Source organism: Campylobacter sp. CNRCH_2016_0050h, from assembly GCF_025772605.1.
Lineage (GTDB): Bacteria > Campylobacterota > Campylobacteria > Campylobacterales > Campylobacteraceae > Campylobacter_D > Campylobacter_D lari_D.
Window position 1 is genome coordinate 39,586 of the sequence record NZ_JAKMSK010000007.1, and the last position, 19,454, is coordinate 59,039.

At 30.4% G+C, this 19,454-nt stretch carries 17 protein-coding genes, 1 tRNA gene and 3 pseudogenes; 8 read left to right on the forward strand and 13 right to left on the reverse strand.

The genetic code is table 11. The features are described from left to right. Window positions 1–220 (reverse strand): annotated as a pseudogene (locus L8X28_RS08425) (hypothetical protein); the annotation flags it as partial. A gap of 372 nt (window positions 221–592) precedes the next feature. On the opposite strand from L8X28_RS08425, the pseudogene L8X28_RS08430 reads away from it, so the two are divergent. Beyond that, a pseudogene (locus tag L8X28_RS08430) lies at window positions 593–1,216 on the forward strand (hypothetical protein); the annotation flags it as partial. Between the two features lie 1,077 nt (window positions 1,217–2,293). After that, window positions 2,294–2,674: pseudogene (locus L8X28_RS08435) on the forward strand (methyl-accepting chemotaxis protein); the annotation flags it as partial. Between the two features lie 25 nt (window positions 2,675–2,699). On the opposite strand, the gene L8X28_RS04745 reads toward L8X28_RS08435, so the two are convergent. Both L8X28_RS04745 and dnaG read right to left on the reverse strand, forming a co-directional pair. Continuing rightward, on the reverse strand, window positions 2,700–3,683 hold the full coding sequence (locus L8X28_RS04745) for an MnmA/TRMU family protein (protein WP_133319009.1): 984 nt from the start codon (window positions 3,681–3,683) through the stop codon (window positions 2,700–2,702). Window positions 3,684–3,748: 65 nt separating this feature from the next. After that, on the reverse strand, window positions 3,749–5,536 hold the full coding sequence (dnaG, locus tag L8X28_RS04750; protein WP_263661618.1) for a DNA primase: 1,788 nt from the start codon (window positions 5,534–5,536) through the stop codon (window positions 3,749–3,751). A gap of 74 nt (window positions 5,537–5,610) precedes the next feature. Here dnaG and L8X28_RS04755 point away from each other — a divergent pair, with 74 nt between their 5' ends. The 6 genes from L8X28_RS04755 to L8X28_RS04780 are packed head-to-tail and all read left to right on the forward strand — an operon-like array spanning window position 5,611 to window position 10,510. Further along, entirely contained in the window at window positions 5,611–6,573 is a 963-nt protein-coding gene (locus L8X28_RS04755) for a hypothetical protein (RefSeq protein ID WP_263665677.1), read from the forward strand. Further along, on the forward strand, window positions 6,570–7,010 hold the full coding sequence (rnhA, locus tag L8X28_RS04760; RefSeq protein WP_263660658.1) for a ribonuclease HI: 441 nt from the start codon (window positions 6,570–6,572) through the stop codon (window positions 7,008–7,010). The genes L8X28_RS04755 and rnhA overlap by 4 nt, the downstream gene beginning before the upstream one ends. Further along, window positions 7,003–7,671 carry a ribonuclease III gene (gene rnc, locus L8X28_RS04765; protein WP_263659574.1) on the forward strand — a complete coding sequence of 223 codons (669 nt, stop codon included), beginning with the start codon at window positions 7,003–7,005 and terminating at the stop codon, window positions 7,669–7,671. Before rnhA ends, rnc begins: the two co-directional genes overlap by 8 nt. Next, complete coding sequence (gene aroC, locus L8X28_RS04770; protein ID WP_263665678.1) at window positions 7,668–8,756, forward strand: chorismate synthase; 1,089 nt, start codon at window positions 7,668–7,670, stop codon at window positions 8,754–8,756. Before rnc ends, aroC begins: the two co-directional genes overlap by 4 nt. Window positions 8,757–8,810: 54 nt before the next feature. Beyond that, window positions 8,811–9,854 carry a Cj0069 family protein gene (locus tag L8X28_RS04775; RefSeq protein WP_263665679.1) on the forward strand — a complete coding sequence of 348 codons (1,044 nt, stop codon included), beginning with the start codon at window positions 8,811–8,813 and terminating at the stop codon, window positions 9,852–9,854. A gap of 29 nt (window positions 9,855–9,883) precedes the next feature. After that, window positions 9,884–10,510, forward strand: coding sequence for a trimeric intracellular cation channel family protein (locus L8X28_RS04780; protein ID WP_263665680.1), 627 nt, complete (start codon window positions 9,884–9,886; stop codon window positions 10,508–10,510). A 189-nt stretch (window positions 10,511–10,699) separates the two neighbouring features. Here L8X28_RS04780 and L8X28_RS04785 read toward each other — a convergent pair. From L8X28_RS04785 to folE, 10 genes are all read right to left on the reverse strand, one after another. Continuing rightward, window positions 10,700–10,774 (reverse strand) — tRNA-Glu (locus tag L8X28_RS04785). Window positions 10,775–10,828: 54 nt separating this feature from the next. Further along, window positions 10,829–11,983, reverse strand: coding sequence for a Na+/H+ antiporter NhaA (nhaA, locus tag L8X28_RS04790; RefSeq protein WP_263665681.1), 1,155 nt, complete (start codon window positions 11,981–11,983; stop codon window positions 10,829–10,831). Next, on the reverse strand, window positions 11,980–13,140 hold the full coding sequence (gene nhaA, locus L8X28_RS04795; protein ID WP_263665682.1) for a Na+/H+ antiporter NhaA: 1,161 nt from the start codon (window positions 13,138–13,140) through the stop codon (window positions 11,980–11,982). Before nhaA (L8X28_RS04795) ends, nhaA (L8X28_RS04790) begins: the two co-directional genes overlap by 4 nt. Window positions 13,141–13,225: 85 nt before the next feature. Then, the gene (locus tag L8X28_RS04800; protein WP_220566466.1) at window positions 13,226–14,197 is read right to left on the reverse strand and encodes an iron-sulfur cluster assembly scaffold protein; all 972 of its coding nucleotides are present in this window, start codon (window positions 14,195–14,197) and stop codon (window positions 13,226–13,228) included. Between the two features lie 10 nt (window positions 14,198–14,207). Beyond that, window positions 14,208–15,386 (reverse strand): NifS family cysteine desulfurase, encoded by a 1,179-nt coding sequence (locus L8X28_RS04805; RefSeq protein WP_263665683.1) that lies wholly within the window; start codon window positions 15,384–15,386, stop codon window positions 14,208–14,210. A gap of 126 nt (window positions 15,387–15,512) precedes the next feature. Then, on the reverse strand, window positions 15,513–16,658 hold the full coding sequence (locus tag L8X28_RS04810; RefSeq protein WP_263665702.1) for a hypothetical protein: 1,146 nt from the start codon (window positions 16,656–16,658) through the stop codon (window positions 15,513–15,515). Window positions 16,659–16,737: 79 nt separating this feature from the next. Next, entirely contained in the window at window positions 16,738–16,917 is a 180-nt protein-coding gene (locus tag L8X28_RS04815) for a putative motility protein (RefSeq protein WP_133318997.1), read from the reverse strand. A gap of 53 nt (window positions 16,918–16,970) precedes the next feature. Then, window positions 16,971–17,459, reverse strand: a complete 489-nt coding sequence (locus L8X28_RS04820; protein WP_133318996.1) for a hypothetical protein — start codon at window positions 17,457–17,459, stop codon at window positions 16,971–16,973. Between the two features lie 56 nt (window positions 17,460–17,515). Beyond that, entirely contained in the window at window positions 17,516–18,823 is a 1,308-nt protein-coding gene (gene fliI, locus L8X28_RS04825) for a flagellar protein export ATPase FliI (protein WP_220566469.1), read from the reverse strand. Beyond that, on the reverse strand, window positions 18,823–19,395 hold the full coding sequence (gene folE / locus L8X28_RS04830; protein WP_133318995.1) for a GTP cyclohydrolase I FolE: 573 nt from the start codon (window positions 19,393–19,395) through the stop codon (window positions 18,823–18,825). The genes fliI and folE overlap by 1 nt, the downstream gene beginning before the upstream one ends. Between the last annotated feature and the right edge of the window lie 59 nt (window positions 19,396–19,454).

Here is a 19,454-nt window from a genome sequence, read left to right on the forward strand (position 1 = left end):
TTAAACTTTAATATCTATAATTTTTGGAGTGATATTTTGAGAAAGAAATTGATTAAATTCTCCCACATCGTCATTAAATTTCATACCAAAAAGAATTTCTAATTCTTCTCTTGTGCTAAATTTATTTTTTAAAAGTTTTTTATAAGTTCATTTTTGTATTATCATCTTTGTAGGTTTCTTTATTTTTACTTTCACCTTGTATAGGTTTGAAAGATTTTTCTTTGTCTTTTTCTAAAGTTTCCTGAGGTTTATTAATCTTTTTGCTAAAATCAACAAAGTATGTATTTTGAAGCTCAAGGTATTTTTCTTTAAACTCATCTATGCTTTTGCTTGTGTGAAAAATTTTAACATAAGCTTCATCATAATCTATTCCATTTACGCTCAGCCAACGAGGTGATTTGGTATTTTCATTCATCCATTTAAATAAATCTTCAACTTCTTTTCTTTGTAAAAACTACTCAATTCTTTAGCTTTAACTTGATAATTTTTATTGTTTATAAAATATTTAATATTTTAATAAATTTTAATTTTTATTTAATGAAAAGTTTTTATAATTATAAAAATTTATAATTTATTAACTAAAGGAGAAAAAATGCGTAATTGGAGTCTTGGTGCTAAAATAGTTGCAATAGCTATTATAACGGTTGTTTTAATCTTAAGTATTTTATCTTTTTTGATTATAAACAGATCCACAGCTATTTTAAATACACAAATAGAAAATACACTCACAGCTTCTGTGCATCGTTATGGAAATCAAGCTGAAGCGAGCATTAGGTCTTTATTCGTCAGTACTATTGGTACACAAAGAACTTTAAACAATCTTATTTCAGAAGGTGCTATAAACCCAAAAAGGATAGAAAATATCCTTGGAGAAGCCATTGATGCAAATGGAGATATAGCTTATGGTTATTATTATTTAAAAGACGGAACTGCATATAAAAATTTGGGTGTTGATGTAAAATATTTTTCAAATAATAATGAATTTATGGTGTTAATGAGAGATGTAGATATTAACAATGCTGGCGGTATGCAAACTTTAGCAGCAAGTGAAGAGATTGCTAAAACGAATGCTATAAAAAATTTGATGGGGGGGGGTAAGTTATATTTTGGAGAACCAAGATGGTATAACATACATGGAAATAAATTTCTAGGTGTTCATGTAGCTGCACCTATTGCAGATAAAAAAGGAAAGGCTATAGGTGTTGTTGGTATGCTTTTTGATCTTAAACCTACGGCTGATTTTTTAAATGATTCTTCAAGATCTATTTATCAAGGAGCAAGAAGGATTTTAATAGCAAGTAATGGTGTTATAGCTACGCATCCAAATGCTGAATTTGTTACAAAAAAGATTACAGAGGTTAATAAAAATACAGCTCATATAATAGAAGCACAAAAAACTATCCATGCAGGAGCTATTGATTATAAAGCAGATGATGGTAGTGAATATCATGGTGCTATAAGAGTATTTGAAATATGGCCAAATACGGGAATTTATTGGGCTATGTTGGCTATTGTCCCAAATGAATCTGTATATGCTTCTATTGTGGATTTAAGAAATATTATTTTGATTAATTCTATTATAGCGATAATTGTTATAGTAGTTGTGATTGGTACTTCAGTAAAAAGAATAGTTTCTATAAGAGTACAAAGACTTCAAGATCATTTAATGAAATTTTTTAGATACTTAAATCATGAGCTTCCAACCGTTGAGGTTTTAATTCCTAGATATAATGATGAACTTGGAAAAATGGCATTAATGATTAATGATAATGTTCAATATATACATACTTGTTTAGAAAAAGATGACATAACTGTGCAAAATATCTTAGAAGTATCTTGTGATATAGAAAAAGGACATTTTACTCAAAGAATAAAAGCAAATCCTGTTAATCCAAAACTTGTGGAATTAAAAGAAGTATTAAATAAAATGCTTGATGATATGCAAATGAAAATTGGTAAAGATTTAAATGAAATAGAAAGAGTTTTTAAAAGTTTTAAAAATCTTGATTTTTCAGATAAACTTGAGTATGCTGATGGTGAGATAGAAAAATCGCTTAATGCAGTCGGAGAAGAAATAAGAAAAATACTTCAAGCTTCATTAAAACAAGGGGAAATGCTTCAAACTAAAGCTGATGCTTTAAAAGAGAGTGTTTTAAAGCTTAATGATGGCGCACAAAAACAAGCTGATTCTTTACAAGAAAGCGCAGCTGCTGTTGAAGAAATGAGTGCTTCTATGAACGCAGTAGCAGCAAGAACTGAAGAGGTTATTAAACAAAGTAGCGATATTAAAGATGTAACTGATGTTATTAGAGATATTGCTGATCAAATTAATCTACTTGCATTAAATGCAGCTATTGAAGCAGCTCGTGCAGGAGAACATGGTCGTGGCTTTGCTGTTGTTGCTGATGAAGTTAGAAACTTAGCAGAAAGAACTCAAAAGTCTTTAGGTGAGATTGAAGCTAATACTAATATCTTAGTTCAATCTATTAATGAAATGGGTGAGAGTATTAAAGAACAAGCTTTAGGAATTTCACAAATTAATCAATCTGTTTCAGTAATAGATGGTTTAACTAAAGAAAACTCACAAATTGCACATGCAACTAATTCTGTAGCAAATGAAGTTGATTCTATGTCGGCTGATATTGTAGCAGAAGTTAGAAGAAAGAAATTCTAAAAAAACTACCCTTTTTAAGGGTAGTTTAATTTATAAAATACTCTTGAATTTTATTTTTATCTTCAAAAGCCATACTTTGGAAAATTTTATCTTTAAAACCTATTTTGTATTTTGTATTATTTTGAGTTTTAGCATAAGTTAGTGCTATGCTTAGAGCAAGTTCAAGATCTTGTGGATTGATATTTTCATCTACCAAAGAATAAGCACCGATTAAATCAAAGAGTTTTAATTCTTCATATTTTTGAGTTTTTAATTCTTTTAAAAATTGATTTTCTAGCTCATTTCTACCTACTATCATTTTAGAGCCATTTGGAAGTCTTAAGTGGCGTCCATATTTTAAAAGTTGTGCATCATTAACTTGCATATTTTTATCAAATTTAATAAAATCTTTGATTTTATTTGAAAAACTCTCAAGTGTGAGTAAACATCCACCACCCGGACTTTCAAAATCTTCAAAACCAAATTTGGCAGCTAGTTCAAGTTGTCTTTTTCTACTTCTTCCGCTGATGTTTTCTAACTTTTCTCTATCAACCCAACCCTCACGCTCAGGTTTGGTTAAAGGTAAATTTTTAGCACACATTGGACGCAAGATTAAATCTTCTTCATCAAGTGCTAGTTTTTTAACCTTAGCCATAGCATCATTTCTTTGACTCATAGGGCGTTGACCAACTACTTCTCCTGTGATGATAAAACTTGCGTTTTCATCTTTTAACATAGAAAGAGCGGTTTTAAACATAAAAGCATGACAATCTATACAAGGGTTAAAATGTTTTCCATAACCATATTGAGGATTAAATAAAACTTCTTGCAAATATGCATTTCTTACATCTATCATTTCAAAACTAGCCCCTGCCATAGCAGCGCGTTTTGCCATGAGTTCGCTTTTATCGCTTGTGCTACCAAAGCCTATATTGATATTTAAAGCTTTTACCTCTATGCCTTGAGAGCTTATAAGTTTTATAGCAAGCATAGAATCAAGACCACCACTAAAAAGTGCTAATGCTTTCATTTTTTCCTTTCGAAATTTTTGGCATATTGTAGTGAATATTTTTTAATTTTTATGTAAGTTTTTATTTAAAAAACTTCTTCTTCAAAGTTATAATGAATTGCTTTTTTATCTTTTATATTTTTTTGTAATCTACTTAAAAATAATTCTAAACTTCCCTCATCATCTAAAAATTGGACATTTTTTAAAACTTCCATTAAATGATTAAAAAAATTTTCATCATTTTGATAGTTTTTTTTGATTTTTTCTAAATTTTGATTGAGCAAATTATAAATTTGCTTTTTAAAGGCTTGTTTTAAATTTAAGTTTTTTAATTTGTTAAAATGAGCAAAATTAATTTTGCAAATAGCATATAAAAATTCTTCTAAATTGTTTAAAATTTTAATATTTTCGATCTCATAAAGTTCTCTTATGCTAGGATCATTAAAGTCTTTTTGTTCTAAAATAGCCTTAGCAATATCTTGATGTAAGAAATATTCTTTTGCACTTAAAAGTTTAAAAAGTCCTATGGCTTTTTGATTTTCATATAAAAATTTCAAAAGCTCCAACTCGCTTATGTTGTTGATTTTATTTTGTTTTGTAGGAGTAAAAAAATTTATATTTTGTCTAGTATTTTTAGAAAGTTTTATATCATTAACATTTACACCCAAAAGATTTGCTACTAAGGTAGTGTAGGAATTTGCTATTAAAGGTTCAAGGTTAAAAGTGTATTTTTGTACCTCTTCTAAAGCCTTTTGCTTACTAAGTGCTGAGCTTAAATCAAAATTTGTGATCAAATTTCTTATATAAAATTCTCCAAGTTCTATACCTTTTTCTAAAATATTAAAAAGCAATTTTTCTTGATGAGCGGCCACTAGTTCAGCCGGATCTTTCCCGCCTTCTATTAAAACTACTTTTCCATCAATTTTTGCTAAACTTAGTAAATGTGCTGAACGCACGGCAGCATTAAGTCCTGCATTATCATTATCAAAGCACAAAATCACTCTCGCCTCTAATCTTTTTATCAAAGGTATGTGATTTTCACCTAAAGCTGTTCCTAAAACTGCTACAGCATTTTTAAATCCTGCCTTATGAAAGGCTATGGCGTCCATATAACCTTCACAAATTATCATTTCTTTTTGTTTGTAAATGGTATCTTTTGCTAAATTGAGTGCATAAAAAACGCGTGATTTATCAAAAAGTTTGCTTTGAGGTGAATTAACATATTTTGCCATATTTGCTTCATCTAAAGTTCTACCACCAAAGCCTATGAGTAAATTTTTATGATCATAAATACTAAAAGTAATGCGGTTGATAAAACTTGCATAAGCACCATTTTCATTTTGTTTTATTGCGCCAACCTCTAAGGCTTCTTCTTGAGTGATTTGCTCATTTTGTAAAAGTCTTAGTGTTTCATTAGAACTTGGTGCAAAGCCTAGCTCAAAGGTTCTAATATCCTCATCATTTAAACCTCTTTTATAAAGATAAGTTAAAGCTTCTTTGTTTTTAGCTAAGTTTTGCTTATAAAAAGCATTAAGAGTAGGTAAGATGTGAGTGATAGATTTTTTATTGTCTTGTTTTTGTGAGGTGTAAGTAAGTGAAAAATTACTCCACGAAGCAACCTTTTCTACCGCTTCAACAAAATTTAATTTCTCATAATCCATTACAAATTTAAAAACATTGCCCCCAGCTTTACATGCAAAACAATGATAAAATCCTTTAATAGAATTAATATGCATGCTAGGATTTTTATCATCATGGAAAGGACAAACGCATACATAGCCTGAACCTTGTTTTTTTACTTCAACATAATGAGCTATAATATCAACAATATCTGTTTTTTGTAAAAGTTGTTCTATACTTGCTTGTTCTATCATATTTAAACCTTAAAGAAAATTATATAAGCATTTAGCTATAATTGTTATAAATTTGAAAGTTAAGTTGCAAGATTATGGATTTTTTCTTTGTAGAATACCGCGATCCTTTATTCGGTCTTATTGTTTTGACGGCTTTGATTTTTATCGTTGCTAGCTCACATTATATATGGCGGTTTTTTGCAAGCAAAGATCAAAAAAGCAAGCTTGATCGTTTTGTAAAAAAATTTGAAATCAATTCTACCCATCAGCAGATTTTAAAAAATGCCAATTTAAGTATAGAAAATTTAAATTTCCTAGCTCAAATTTTTACCAAAAGTGGTGAATTTGAAAAAGCTGTGGGAATTTATCTCATAGCTTTGCAAAAGACAAATGAGGCTAACCAGAAAGAATTTATCTTTTTTTCATTAGCACAAGTTTATCTAAAAGCAGGATTTTTAGAGCGTAGTGTAGAAGCTTTGTTAAATGCTTTAAAAATCAAAGCACGCAATAAAGAAAGCTTAAAACTTTTAAAAATTGTGTATTTAAAACTTAAAGATTATGATAAGGTTTTAGATGTTTTAGAATGTTTATTTGAGCTTGGAGAAAATATATATGCAGAAAAAGCTTTGATAAAGGCTTTAAAAATTCAAGCAAGTTCTAAAGAGCAAAAGCAAAAGATTAAAGAAATTTTAATTTTTAGCAAAGATAATGAGTATGTTTTAAGATTTTGTTTTTTGCATTATAAAGATAAGCTTACTCAAATGCCTCAATTTGAAAATGTCATTGATTTACTTAATGAATGTAAAAGCCCACTTAATCTTGAAGATGAAAAATACCATGAGTTTTTTTATGCAAAAAATTTAAGTACCAAAGCTATTTCTATTAAAAATCATAAACTAAAAATTTTAAAAATTTTAAATGATAATAAGCTAAGTGCTAATCTTAGCTTTACTTATGTGTGTAATAATTGCAAAAATCAAAGTCCTTTGTTTTTTTATCATTGTCCATTTTGTTATGAATTTGGAAAATGTGAGATTTATTATGAGGTAAAAGCTTGAAAAATATTGAAATTTATACAGACGGCTCGTGTTTAAATAACCCTGGTTTTGGAGGGTGGGCTTATGTTTTAACTTATAAAAATCATCAAAAAGAACAAAGTGGGGCATGTGAGAATACAACAAATAATCGTATGGAGTTAATGGCTATTATACAAGCTTTGAAAGCTTTAAAAGAGCCATGCGAGGTAAAATTATACACAGATTCAAATTTAATGGTGCAAAGTATTAATGAATGGCTTGAAGGTTGGATAAAAAAAGATTTTAAAGGTAAAAAAAATATTGATCTTTGGAAAGAGTATTTAAATGTTGCTAAAGATCATAAAATAACTGCTTTTTGGATCAAAGCACATAATGGCCATGAATTAAATGAGCGTTGTGATGAACTAGCAAGAAATGCAGCTTTGAAACTCCAAGAAGAAAGGTTGATAAATGCTTAAAAAACTCCAAGAAAGATTAAGTTATCATTTTAAAAATGAGCAATTGCTCATCGAAGCTTTGACACATAAAAGCTATAAAAAGCCTTATAATAATGAAAGATTAGAGTTTTTGGGTGATGCTGTAATGGATTTAGTAGTAGGGGAGTTTTTGTTTTTTAAATTCCAAAAAGACTCAGAAGGAAACCTTTCTAAGCTTAGGGCAGCTTTGGTAAATGAAAAATCTTTTGCAACCTTAGCACAAAAACTTGATCTTGGAACATGTATTTTTATGTCTATTGCAGAAGAAAATAATGATGGACGCAATAAACCTTCTATACTTTCTGATGCCTTTGAAGCTTTAATGGGAGCTTTGTATTTAGAAATAGGTTTTGAAAAAACTAAAAACATAGCATTAAATTTACTCAATGAAGTTTATCCACATATTGATACACAAAGTTTATTTAAAGACTATAAAACAAGACTTCAAGAAATTACACAAGCAAATATGGCAGGCACACCCGAGTATGTAGTGATGAAAGCTTTTGGACCTGATCATAAAAAGCAATTTGAAATTGCAGTAAAAATTCAAGGTATAGAAGTAGCAAGATCTATAGCAGGTAGTAAAAAAGAAGCCCAACAACAATGTGCCAAAATAGCACTTGAAAAATTAGGAAAACTATGAATAGCTTTGGAAAAAGATTTAAATTTACAAGTTTTGGCGAATCTCATGGTCAAGTTATAGGTTGTGTGATAGATGGTATGCCAGCAGGGGTGAAGTTTGACTTTGATTTTTTGCAAGAAATGTTAGATAAAAGAAAACCAGGTCAAAATAAATTTAGCACTCCTAGAAAAGAAGAAGATAAAGCTCAAGTTTTAAGTGGGGTTTTTGAGGGTTATACAACAGGAACTCCTATAAGTGTATTGGTGTATAATGAAAATACACGCTCAAAAGATTATGAAAAAGATGTGTTTCGTCCTGCACATGCTGATTTTACTTATTATCACAAATACGGCATTAGAGATTATAGAGGTGGTGGAAGAGCTAGCGCTAGAGAAAGTGTAGCAAGAGTGGCAGCAGGAGCTGTGGCACAAATGCTTTTAAAAGAATTTGACATAGAGATAGTGAGTGGAGTTTTTGGGGTAGGAAGTATTGATAGCAAACTTAGTAATGATGAGTTCGATTTTAATTATGCTAAAAATAGTGAAGTTTATGCTTTAGATAAAAATTTAGAGCAAAACTTTAAAGATGAAATTTTAAAGGCTAAAAATGCTAAAAATAGCGTAGGCGCAAGAGTTTTTACTAGAGTGAAAAACCCTATCATAGGCTTAGGTGAGCCTTTGTATGATAAGCTTGATTCTAAACTTGCTCATGCGATTATGGGTGTAAATGCAGTTAAGGCTGTAGAAATAGGAAGTGGCATTCAAAGTAGTTATATGTATGGAAGCGAAAATAATGATGAGTTAAAAGATGGAGTATTTTTAAGTAATCATAGCGGAGGTATATTGGGTGGAATTTCTAATGGAAATTTTATCAATATAAAAACATATTTTAAACCAACCCCTTCTATATTTTTACCCCAGCAAACACAAAATATTCAAGGAAAAAATATCATGTATGAGTTAAAAGGTAGACATGATCCTTGTGTGGGTATAAGAGGTAGTGTTGTAGTAAATGCTATGGTAGCTATATGCATGGCTGATGCTTTGCTTTTAAATGCAAGTTCAAATTTGCAAAATTTACAATGTATTTATGGAAAAAATAAATAAAAATTTAATACTTATTTTGATATGATGATAAAATATCTTTAAAAAGGGAGTAATATGAAAAAAAATATCGTATTTTTTGAAGTTAGAGGTGGTAGCGATAAAGGTGAAGATGGCCATAGAAAAGACACTATGCCTATGGTAAATGCTTTAAAAGAGCAAGGTTGGAACGCTGAGGTTATCTTTTTTGAAGTTGAAAAAAAAGACAAAATTTATGAATATGTAAAAAATAATGCTGATGCTTATGTTTCTAGAATTAATCCAGGGAATTTAAAAGAAGAAAATGAATACTTTGATATGTTAAGAAAACTTTGTGCAAATGGTGTTATAGGTATGCCTCATCCCGATGCGATGATAGGATATGGTGCTAAAGATGCACTTACTAAGCTTAATAAAACAGCTTTAGTGCCTGAAGATACTTATGCGTATTATGATATTAAAACTTTTAAAGAAAGTTTTGTAAAAACCTTAGCAAAAGGCGAGAGGGTTTTGAAGCAAAATCGTGGTTCAACAGGCGAGGGAATTTGGCGTGTGAGATTAATAGATGAACTGCCAGCGGGGGCTACAAGTGTGCCATTAAATGCAAAAATCAAATGCACAGAAGCAAAAGACAATCATACAGAAGAAAGAGAGCTTGGTGAATTTATGGATTTTTGTGAGCAATACATTGTGGGTGATAATGGTATGCTTGTAGATATGACTTTTTTACCGCGTATTAAAGAAGGTGAAATTAGAATTTTAATGCTTTATCATACTCCAATTTATGTAGTGCATAAAAAGCCTGCAGAAGGTGCTGATGCATTCTCTGCTACACTTTTTTCAGGTGCAAAATATAGATATGATGAGCCAAAAGATTGGCAAGAATTGGTAGATTGGTTTTTAGCAACTTTACCAGAAATTCGTTCAAAACTTGGAAATTACGATATTCCTTTAATTTGGACAGCGGATTTTATCTTAGATACAGATGAAGATGGTAAAGATAAATATGTTTTAGGTGAGATTAACTGCTCTTGCGTAGGATTTACTTCTCCTGCTGAATTTGTTGAGCCTATTGCTAAAAAAGTAGCTCAAAATATCATTGATATTGTAAGTAAAAATTAACCCTTGTTTAACAAGGGTTTTAACTCATTATGCTTTTAACTATACTTTATATTATCGGAATTACTGTTGATGCAATGACGGGGGCTATTGCTGCAGGAAGACATAAAATGGATCTTTTTGGAGTGATATTTATAGCTTTGGTAACAGCTATTGGTGGAGGTTCTATCAGAGATATTTTACTTGATCATCATCCATTAACTTGGATTAAAACTCCTGAATATGTCATTTTGATTTGTGTTGCGGCTATGATTACAACAAAAATTGCTAAATATGTTATAAGACTTGAAAAACTTTTTTTAATTTTAGATGCTATAGGTTTGGTTGTTTTTAGTGTTTTAGGTGCACAAATTGCAATAGAAATGGGGTATGGTTTTATAGTGGCTGTGAGTTCAGCTGTGATTACAGGTGTATTTGGTGGGATATTAAGAGATATATTATGTGCTAGGATACCACTTGTATTTCAAAAAGAAATTTATGCAGGTGTGGCCATATTAACAGGAGCTTTGTATTATATATTGCATATTTTAGGCATAGATGAATTATGGGTAATTCTTGCTTCATTGATTGTAGGAACCATAGCAAGACTTTTGGCTATATATTATGGTTTAAGTTTGCCTATATTTTCTTTTAAGGATGGAGAAAATAAAGAAAACTAATTTTATCTTTTAGATTTTAAAATGCAGTTTTGTTATTTATAATATTTTTATAAAATCCCTGCGAGCTCTGCTAGTAAGCAATATTTATTTATATTCTATTTTAGAATATTTATTTGATATATTAAATTTATATTAAGCTTAAATATTAAAATTATTGTTTATACTATTTTTATTTAGGAGTTAAAAGAGTGGTGACCCATACGAGACTCGAACTCGTGTTACCGCCGTGAAAGGGCGATGTCCTAACCGCTAGACGAATGGGCCAAAACATTAAATAAGAAATGAAATTATATCTTATTTAATTTAAAAAAAGCTTAATTATTTAATAAAACGCAGGTAAAAATAGCCAAATATACCAGAAGCTAATGAGGCTAGTAAGATTGCAAAGTTATCTACAAAATTAAATATATCACTCACTTCATAAGCAAGGGCATCTATAAAAAAGCTCATGGTAAAACCTATACCTGTGAGTATACAAACTCCATAGAGTTGTTTAAAATTTGCATCTTTTGGTAGTTTTGCAAGTTTGAATTTAATCGCCATATAGGCAAAGCCAAATACACCTAGTTGTTTTCCAATAAAAAGTCCCAAAAATATACCCATACTTACACCACTAAAAAGCATATGAAATTCTATTTTAGAAAGATCAACTCCTGCGTTTGCAAAAGCAAAAAGTGGCAATATTATAAAAGCTATCCAAAATTTTAACCCATGCTCAATTTCTTCTAATAAAGCATGATTGTTTTTTGTATATACAGGAATGAATAAAGCAGTAATAATACCTGCTAAAGTCGCATGTACTCCGCTTTTTAATACACTAAGCCAAAGCAGAGCACCAAGTATATAATAAAATGATTTTCTTTCATTACCTAAGCGATTAAGTAAAAACAAGCCAACAATGCAGCAAAAGGCAACAAAAAAAGCCAAAGTTGAAAGCTCACCTGTATAAAAAATAGCAATGATTAAAATAGCTCCTACATCATCAAAAATCGCCAAAGAAACTAAAAATATTTTTAAAGAGCTTGGTATACGTTGTTTTAGCATTGCAAGTATAACTAGAGCAAATGCAGTGTCAGTTGCTGTTGGTATAGCCCAACCTTTTAAAACATAAGTATCATTAAAATTAATAGCACAAAATATCAAAGCAGGTACTACTATACCACCTATAGCAGCTATTAAGGGTAGCGTAATATTGCTAAGAGTTTTAAATTCTCCTTGAACAAATTCTTTTTTTAATTCAAGTCCTATTGCAAAGAAAAAAATTGCAATCAGCCCATCATTAATCCATAACAAAGAAGGTTTAAAAAGCTCCCAAGCTCCTATTTTTATACCCATTTCTACACTTAAAAAATTCATATAGTGTTGTCCATAAGGGCTATTTTTGAGTAATAAAGCAAAGATTGTTGCTATTAAAAGCAACAATCCTCCTAAAATTTCAAGAGATAAAAAGCTTTGGAGGTTTTTAAATTTCATTTTTTGAAACTATAAATGAGTTTTAAATAAACATAGCCAATCACAGCGCTTAACAAAGAGGCTATTAAAATAGCAAGCTTATCTGAATATGCAAAAATATCACTATTTTGATAAGCTAAGCCATCTATAAAAAAGCTCATGGTAAAACCTATACCTGTGAGTATGCAAACCCCATAGAGCTGTTTGAAATTAACATTTTGTGGAAGTTTTGCTAAGCCTAGTTTTATACTAATATATGAAAATAAAAAGACACCTATTTGTTTTCCTAAAAATAAACCTAAAATAATACCTAAGCTAACCGAAGAAAACATAAAGCTTGGATCCATATCTTTTAAATCAACACCTGCATTTGCAAAGGCAAAAATAGGTAAAATAAAATAACTTACCCAAGGCACTAAATCATGTTCGATTTCTTTTAAAAAAGATTTTCCATTTTTTGTTTCAAGTGGTATGAACAAAGCAGTAATCACACCCGCTAAAGTTGCATGCACTCCACTTTTTAGCATGCTTATCCAAAATACTATAGCTATAATGATATAAAAGGATTTTTTAGTAACATGAAAATGATTTAATAAATAAAGTGCTAATATACATACCAAAGCAGCGATCATAGCAAATACTGAAAGCTCGCTTGTGTAAAATAAAGCAATCACAATAATCGCACCCAAATCATCAAAAATAGCCAAAGAAAGCAAGAATAATTTTAATGAAGTAGGTACTTTTTTACCTAAAAGCATTAAAATTCCTACTGCAAAAGCCACATCAGTCGCTGTTGGTATAGCCCAACCTTGTAAAGCAAAAGCATCTTTATAATTAAAAAATGCAAAAATCAATGCAGGTACTATCATACCACCAAGTGCAGCAAATACAGGTAAAGATATAGCTTTTATACTATTTAGCTGTCCTCTTGTTACTTCATATTTTAATTCAAGTCCTATTGCAAAGAAAAAAATCGCAATAAGTCCATCATTAATCCATAAAAGCAAAGGTTTGAAAATTTCTAAACTTCCTGCTTGAAACCCAAAAGGAATATTTAAAAAGTTGGTGTATTGATCTGTTAAAGAGCTGTTTTGTAAAATTAATGCAAGTAAAGTGAAAAATATTAGCAAAACACCCGGAAAAGTTTCGCTTTTAACAAAGGTTTGAAGTCTTTGCATATAAATAGCCTTTTTAAATTTTTAATTAATGCGTTATTTTAACATAAAAAGGCTTGAAATTTAAAAGTTTAAGCAGAAAAACTGCTTAAACAGGTATAACGCGTATATTTGGACTAAGTTCTTCTTGTAAGATATTTTCTATGGCATATAAAGTTGCGCCACTTCCGCTTGAGCAACCACTGCAAGCTCCAAGATAGCGTATATATACATCTATATTTTTACTTTCACTTTTTTGTATATCAATTACTTCCAAATCCCCACCATCTCCGTGTAGCATCGGACGCACATCGCTATCTAAAACAGCCTCTACTGCTTTTAATTGTTTAACCATGGTCATATCATCAAAAGCAATATCTGCTTTACTTTGATCTTTTAATCTTTCTCTTTCCATTTCGGCTCTAGTTTCAGCTAAAATATCTACAAGGTAATAATCTTTTTTCTCATGTCCTCCGGGCTTAACACAAGATTTACAAAAAGCTCCTGCTTTTGTAAATTGTGTGATTTCTTCTACTGTATGTAAATCATTTAGTTTAATTACTTCTTTGATAGTTCCAAGGCTTACCCTAGCACATTCACAAACTATAATTTGATCTTCAAAGTCTTCAGGATTGACTCCTTTATAATGTGCCGCCGCTTGTTTGATAACATCATAAGCCATAACCGAACAGTGCATTTTTTGAGGTGGAACCGCAGGAGTTTGCGGATTATCTCTCATAGCAAATTCAACATCTAAATTTGTAATTTTAACAGCTTCATCCACGGTTTTACCTATGCAAAGATCAACCATAGTATCACTACTTGCTATTGCTGTTCCACAGCCAAAGCTTTTAAATTTAGCATCAATGATTTTATCTGTTTTTTCATCCACTAGCCAATAAAGCCTAACCGCATCACCACAGCTTTCAGCTCCAAAATCTGCAATAATAAGTTTTGCATTTGCTTTTTGTGCATCTTCTTGTGTAAATTCGCCCATATGTTGAGGGTTATTCATTCTATCTTGTACTTTTTGAGAATACTCATCCCAAATAGATCCGCCAATTAAATTATTTTTTGCCATTTTTTATCCTTTAAATATTTTCAGGCTTATACGCATAAGTGCTTGAGATTGCTCTAAGTCTTTGCGTTGCTTTTTTTATCTGCTCTGCTGTATAATCAATTTCATCTTCTGTGTTAAATCTAGATAAAGAAAGTCTTAGAGCAGTATGAGCTAAATCATTTTCAGCACCAATTGCTTCCATGATAGGGTTGCTCTCAAGTGCTTCACTAGCGCAGGCTGATCCAGTGCTTGCTGCTATGCCATTTTTATTTAAATCCCAAAGCATAGCTTCACCTTCTACGCCTTTAATGCTTGCTAAAATTGTATTTGGAACTCTTCTTGATCTATCTCCAACTACGCTTGTATCAGGCATTGCTAAAATTAAATCTTCTAGTTTGTCTCTTAATTTTCTAATGTGTGAATTTTCAAAGTCAAGCATAGTATTTGCAATTCTTAAAGCTTCTGCCATTGCTATAATATATGGCACATTTAAAGTTCCACTTCTTCTACCACCCATATGCTCACCACCATGTAAAAGTGGAGTTAGTTCTATATCTTTTTTAATATAAAGCCCACCTACGCCTTTTGGACCATGGAATTTATGTGCAGAAAATGAAGCAAAATCAACTCCAGCTTTTGCAAAATTAACTTTGATTTTCCCAACAGCTTGGGTTGCATCAGTATGGAATAACGCTCCGTATTCATGAGTAATTTGAGCCATTTCTTCTACAGGAAAAATCATACCAGTTTCATTATTTGCCCACATAATACTCACTAGGGCAGTTTTATCTGAAATAACTTCTTTTAAATCTTTTACGCTAGAAACACCCTCATGATCAACACCAAGTTCTATAACTTTTACCCCTAAAGATTTTAAAAACATAGCACTAGCAGCTACTGCGGGATGTTCCACGCTAGAAATAATTACTTCATTTCTATCGCTATTTAAAATTTTATCAAAATACACACCTTTTAACACCCAATTGATACTTTCTGTAGCACAGGAAGTGATAATAATATCATCTAAATCACTTGCTCCTACACCTATATAAAGTTTATCCATAGCTTCTTTTAAGGCAGGATGGGTTGCACTACCCCATTGATGAAGGCTATTTGGGTTTCCAAAATGCTCTTTTAAAAAAGGCTTCATAAGCTCGTAAGCTTCTGGTGCAAGTTGTGTTGTTGCGTTGTTATCTAAATATACTTTCAAATTATACTCCTTTAATTAGGATAATTTTTATCTTTTTTGTTAATATACACTAAAATATTAAATTTAATATTAAATCAAGTAAGTTTTTAACTTATGTAATAATTTACATTATTATTTTAGCACAAGTTAAGCCATAGCATTTAAATAAGAATGTAAAATTTTGTTAATACTAGCTTGTTTTTTTCTATTTTCTAAAAATTGAGTATCTAAAAGTTCTTTTTGAGTATTGATTTTTTCAAGATCAATATTAGGATTATTTTGATTGAATTCTTCTTTTAAAACTTCAATTTCTTTACTAACTTGCTCGCTATAAAGACTATAAATAGAACTTGAATTGGCAAATTCTTTCATGTTAATGCTATGTTGATAGTTAATATATTGTTGAAAGAAAACTGAAAGCTTATCTTCTGAAGTGTTGTTTTTATCTACTCCATTGATATATAAATATAAATCAAAACTCATTTTTTCTTTATTGTTTTCATTAATATAATCTTGCATACTCATTTGACCTCTCATGAGTTTTTGAAAATTTACACTAGAGGACATATCCAACTCAATAGGCGATAGAAAAAAATTAGCTTTATTGTGATTTTGTTCTTTTAAATCATGATAAATATAATTGAGCAGCAATCCACTTTTAGAAACCTCCCCTTGTTTATTTAAATAAGGTTTGATAACAGGATTACTAGCTGTATTTTCTATGCTTGCGTTAAACGCAAAGTCACCTATTTTATTATCAAGCATTAAGGTGTTTAAATTTTTATTTGATTCTTTTGCATTTTGTAAATTTTTAGCATTTTCATAAACTTTTAAAATTTTACCCTCATAAGTATAACTATAACCTTGATTTAACTCTGAAATTTGAGTTTTACTTAAAAAATCATTGTCATTGTTTTGAAACTGTGGATTTATAGTTTTTAATGTGTTGTGATAAGCGTTTAAAAGTCTTGGTAAATCTATTTTGTTATAATTTAAATTCTCATCAAGCTTTATAAGTTGTTTTGAAATTTCTCTTATACTTTTTATATTAATATCATAATCAAGAGGCAAAGCAGCTGCTTTATTAAGATCTTTTTCAAAAAAACCTTGCTCGTTGATTCTAAAACCAAATTCACTTGCATAAGTCACTTTATAGTCTAAATTAGAACCATTGATATCAAGTAAATCACTTTTAATATTAGTATTTTCTTTTTTTTCTTCTATGTGTCCAGTTTTTGCAAAAGGATAATTTGCAAAATTCTGATACGGATTAACATTAGAATTTACAAACATAACTCTTCTCTTCAAAAATATTGCTTAACTTTTAAAAAGCAAAAGCTATGCCAAAATTTTTGAATTGAAGAGAAAAATTTTAAGCGTAAATGTCAAGTAATCCTGAACTAGCAGTAGGAGTAGTAGTTGGAGCAGGGTTTGCATTTACGCCTTCAAGTACTTGCATTACTGCATTTTCATTAACTTCTATGGTTTTTTTCATCATAGTAGTTGCAATGTTAAGCATTAAGTTTGCTTGATTGTTTGTAACTTCGCCCATAACATACTCCTTTTGTTTGGATCAAAGGTATTATCGGCAAAGTTTGGTAAATATTAAGCTATATTATAAATTTTTGATAAGTAATGATTGTGGGTGTTTTCTTTTGCTTCAAGCATATCGATATAATTTTTAAATTCATCCATATCTTTAAAAAGATTTTTCATTGTAGTGCTAATTTCATTAGAAAAATTTTGAAGATTATTTTGGGCTTTTAAATATCTTTCGATTTGATAAATTCTCGCCACTTCTCTTTCATATTCATCTTGAGTCATTCTTTTTGCACTGAATTCTTCATTTAGAACTTTTTTATTATTAATAATAAAAGATTTTTTTTGATTATTGATTTTAAATTCGATTATAAAATCTTCTTTTGAAGCGATAATTTTTAAATATTTTAATTTTGCTTTGTCTTCTAATAAAACAAAACTTATGCATTCTAAAAACATATGTGTAAAAATTTCTCTTTCAAAAATATTTTGACAAATATCGGTATATTTTAAACCTAAGCTTTGTTGATGATCTAAAAATGCTATATTTGACATGATCTATCCTTTTTTCATGACTTTTTTATCAAAAAAAGCAAAAAATATTCCAACTATTATGTATCAATCATCTTAAGCATATTAATCGTATCTTCAAATTCAAAACTTTCTTCAGGATTTTGACTTAAAAATTGCTGCATAAAATCTTTTTTAGCAATAGCTTGATCGAGTTCTTTATCGGTACCTTTTTGATAAGCACCAATACGCAATAGCACTTCATTTTCTTTAAGCAAAGAATTTAAACGCTTAAATTTTCTAGCAGCTAGCTTATGTTCATCACTGATAATATCCCCCATAACCCTTGAGGCTGAATTTTGTATATTTATAGGTGGATAAATTCCAAAGTCAGTGAGTTCGCGACTAAGCACTATATGCCCATCTAGGATAGATCTGCTTTGATCAGCTATTGGATCACTCATATCATCCCCATCAACCAACACGGTAAAAAAAGCTGTTATGGTGCCTTTACCTTCTTCTTTTCCTGTTCTTTCCATAAGCTGAGGTAAAAGACTTAAAACGCTTGGCGGATAACCTTTTGTTGTAGGTGGTTCACCTAGGGCAAGACCTATTTCTCTTTGAGCCATAGCAAAACGCGTTACGCTATCCATGATAAATAACACATCTTTACCTTGTTCTTTAAAATATTCAGCCACACTCATAGCACAAAATGCTCCGTATTTTCTCATCAGCGCGCTATCATCACTTGTTGCAACGATGATGACAGTATCATCAAGTTTACCACCAAGATTTTTTTGTATAAATTCAGGAATTTCTCTACCGCGCTCTCCTATTAAAGCTATAACTTTAATAGGAGCTTTGGAATTTTTCACTATCATACCCATAAGAGTTGATTTACCAACCCCACTTCCTGCAAAAATCCCAAGCTTTTGTCCTACCCCGCAAGTTAAAAGTGCATCTATTGTTTTAACACCTACTGGAAAAACTTCTTCTATCAAACCTCGCTTCATTGCATCAATAGGTGCTCGCATAATAGGCATAAATTTACTTGCCTCAATAGGTCCTTTACCATCTTTTGGTCGCATAAAAGGATCGACTACTCTTCCTAAAAGTTCATCACTAACTCCTATTTGCATACCTGCATCGTTAATAAAAGCACGATCGCCTATTTTAAAACCTTCCACAAAACCAAAAGGACTCAAATAGCTTAAATTTTCATCTACTTCTACCACCATAGCCATAGCTTCTTTACTCTCATCTTCACTAGAAACTATTTTAATGATATCACCTATGCTAGTTTTTAAGCCATTTATTTCTATACTAGTACTTGAAATTTTAGTAATCTGACCAAAAACACTAGCAAGATTTTGTGAAGCAATTTTACTACGAAGTTTTTCTAAACCCATTAAAATCTAACCTGTTTTGCCGAGTTAATTAAAGTGAAAAATTCTTTTCTTGTTTTTTCACTTTTTAAAAAGCTACCTCTTAGTGCTGAAGTGCTAGTAGTAGAATTTGCTTTTTGCACCCCACGCATTTCAACACACATGTGTCTTGCTTCAATAACTACTCCAACACCTTTTGCACCTACATGTTCCATTAAAGATTCTGCGATTTGTTCTGTGAGTTGTTCTTGAATTTGCAAGCGTCTTGCAAAAACTTCCACAAGGCGTGGAATTTTACTAAGACCTACGACTTTTTTATCCGGTATATACGCAACATGTACGCGCCCAAAAAAAGGTAAAAGATGATGCTCGCAAAGACTATAAAATTCTATATCTCTTACTAAAACCATTTCATTGTTTGAGCTTTCAAATAAGGCATCATTTAGTATTTGTTTTGGATCTTGTTTATAACCACTATTTAAAAATTCAAAAGCTTTAAAAACTCTTGTAGGGGTTTTTAAAAGTCCTTCTCTTTGCGGATTTTCCCCGATAATTTCTAACATATTTTTTACTGATTGTTCAAATTTTTCTTGCATTTTTTCTCCATCAAAAATTAAAATTTTAACATATTTTTATTTTTATATAAAGTGATAAG

Bases quoted from the DNA above. Each gene is read 5' to 3' on its own strand.
- L8X28_RS04755 (WP_263665677.1), top strand. From the start codon at position 5,611: ATGGATTTTTTCTTTGTAGAATACCGCGATCCTTTATTCGGTCTTATT.
- L8X28_RS04820 (WP_133318996.1), bottom strand. From the start codon at position 17,459: ATGTCAAATATAGCATTTTTAGATCATCAACAAAGCTTAGGTTTAAAA.
- rnc (WP_263659574.1), top strand. From the start codon at position 7,003: ATGCTTAAAAAACTCCAAGAAAGATTAAGTTATCATTTTAAAAATGAG.
- L8X28_RS04775 (WP_263665679.1), top strand. From the start codon at position 8,811: ATGAAAAAAAATATCGTATTTTTTGAAGTTAGAGGTGGTAGCGATAAA.
- fliI (WP_220566469.1), bottom strand. From the start codon at position 18,823: ATGGGTTTAGAAAAACTTCGTAGTAAAATTGCTTCACAAAATCTTGCT.
- L8X28_RS04815 (WP_133318997.1), bottom strand. From the start codon at position 16,917: ATGGGCGAAGTTACAAACAATCAAGCAAACTTAATGCTTAACATTGCA.
- aroC (WP_263665678.1), top strand. From the start codon at position 7,668: ATGAATAGCTTTGGAAAAAGATTTAAATTTACAAGTTTTGGCGAATCT.
- folE (WP_133318995.1), bottom strand. From the start codon at position 19,395: ATGCAAGAAAAATTTGAACAATCAGTAAAAAATATGTTAGAAATTATC.
- L8X28_RS04780 (WP_263665680.1), top strand. From the start codon at position 9,884: ATGCTTTTAACTATACTTTATATTATCGGAATTACTGTTGATGCAATG.
- L8X28_RS04745 (WP_133319009.1), bottom strand. From the start codon at position 3,683: ATGAAAGCATTAGCACTTTTTAGTGGTGGTCTTGATTCTATGCTTGCT.
- L8X28_RS04810 (WP_263665702.1), bottom strand. From the start codon at position 16,658: ATGTTTGTAAATTCTAATGTTAATCCGTATCAGAATTTTGCAAATTAT.
- nhaA (WP_263665682.1), bottom strand. From the start codon at position 13,140: ATGCAAAGACTTCAAACCTTTGTTAAAAGCGAAACTTTTCCGGGTGTT.
- L8X28_RS04800 (WP_220566466.1), bottom strand. From the start codon at position 14,197: ATGGCAAAAAATAATTTAATTGGCGGATCTATTTGGGATGAGTATTCT.
- dnaG (WP_263661618.1), bottom strand. From the start codon at position 5,536: ATGATAGAACAAGCAAGTATAGAACAACTTTTACAAAAAACAGATATT.
- nhaA (WP_263665681.1), bottom strand. From the start codon at position 11,983: ATGAAATTTAAAAACCTCCAAAGCTTTTTATCTCTTGAAATTTTAGGA.